Below are 797 nucleotides of genomic sequence, written 5' to 3' on the forward strand. Positions count from 1 at the left end.
GCCTCCGCTGTCTGCACGCGGTACTCGTAATCTTTGGACATCCGGCGATGCCGTCCGAGCCAGGCGAAGCTCCGTTCGACGATCCAGTTCAGCCCGGCGATCCGGAAGGCCTGCTCTTTCCGTTTGACGATGACGAGCTGCCAGCCGTTGCGATCACGAAGATCCTGGTTCAGACTCTTACTCTCGTAGCCGGCGTCGGCGATCACCGTATGGATTTTCGGCCAGAGCGGAGAGAGGCCGGCGGTGAGGCTGCGCGCCGCCCGGCGATCGGACATGCCGGCTGGCTCGACCCGGCACGAGACGAGAAAGCCTTGGGTATCCACGAGGATCTGCCGCTTGCGGCCCTTCACGCGCTTATGGCCGTCGAAGCCGCGAACGCCCCCCTTTCCGTAGTCTTCACCGACTGCGCATCCATGATCACCACTGTCGGGTCGATCCGGCGGCCGGCCTTCAGCCGTGCGGCACGGTGAAGAGCCCGGTGCAGACGCGTCCAGACACCATCGAGGCGCCAGCGTCGAAAATACCACCAGACGGTGCCCCAGGGCGGGAAGTCCCTTGGCAGCATACGCCACTGGCAGCCGGTGCGGAGCAGGTAGAGGATCGCATCGACCACGGCGCGTAGATCGGTTCGGCGAGGTCGCCCACCTTGCAGCTCGGACGGGAAATGCCCTGCAACGAACGCCCACTGGGCGTCCGTCAAGTCCGTCGGGTAGCTGTGTCGAGCCATGCTGTACCTCCAGTAGTCTCGGCAAAACATGGTCCGCGACGGCGGAACGGCGACTTCTCACACAGCCTCT

The 797-nt window shown here is 64.6% G+C and carries 2 protein-coding genes; both read right to left on the reverse strand.

The window, feature by feature from the left end:
- The coding region (locus Q1B08_RS21570) for a transposase (protein WP_299823457.1) at nt 1–350 on the reverse strand (350 nt) is incomplete at its 3' end.
- A complete protein-coding gene (locus Q1B08_RS21575; protein WP_299823460.1) occupies nt 347–727 on the reverse strand; it encodes an IS5 family transposase in 381 nt (126 codons plus the stop codon). The genes Q1B08_RS21570 and Q1B08_RS21575, both read right to left, overlap by 4 nt.
- Between the last annotated feature and the right edge of the window lie 70 nt (nt 728–797).

It is taken from the genome of uncultured Jannaschia sp., from assembly GCF_947494025.1.
In the GTDB taxonomy this organism is placed as follows: domain Bacteria; phylum Pseudomonadota; class Alphaproteobacteria; order Rhodobacterales; family Rhodobacteraceae; genus Jannaschia.

Coding starts and splice junctions, on each gene's coding strand:
- Q1B08_RS21575 (WP_299823460.1), bottom strand. CDS start 727: ATGGCTCGACACAGCTACCCGACGGACTTGACGGACGCCCAGTGGGCG.